General features: G+C 62.9%; 1 protein-coding gene. It reads right to left on the bottom strand.

What is annotated here, in order from left to right; all coding sequences use genetic code 11:
* Nucleotides 1-418 (bottom strand): CNNM domain-containing protein (locus ACU8YC_RS28110; protein WP_446896412.1); only part of this gene is annotated, 418 nt, incomplete at its 3' end.
* Nucleotides 419-437 lie beyond the last annotated feature (19 nt).

Genomic DNA, 437 nt, shown 5'->3' on the forward strand with positions numbered 1-437 from the left:
GGCTGTCATTGCCCTTGTTGGACAGGTCGACGCCGAGCAATCCGAGCAGGCCGTTGCTCACCCAGCTGAGCATGGCGACCAGGGGGTAGAGCACCTTCTGCAGCATCTTCAATGGCAGACTGACCGGGTAGGCGATGATCTCCGGGCGCAGCGCCGCCAGCGTCTTGGGTGTGATCTCGCCGAATATCAGCAGGATGATCGTCAGGCCGATGGTTGCGATGGCGATGCCTGCTTCGCCCCACAGCTGCATCGCCAGCACTGTGGCAATGGATGAAGCAAGGATGTTGACGAAGTTGTTGCCGACCAGAATGGTGCCCAGCAGGCGGTCGGGGTGCGCCAGCAGTTCGCTGGCACGGCGGGCGCCACGATGGCCCTCCTTGGCCTGATGTCTGAGGCGGTAGCGATTGAGGCTGAGCATGCCGGTCTCGGAGCTGGAG

It is taken from the genome of Citrobacter sp. VF227 (genome assembly GCF_052950715.1).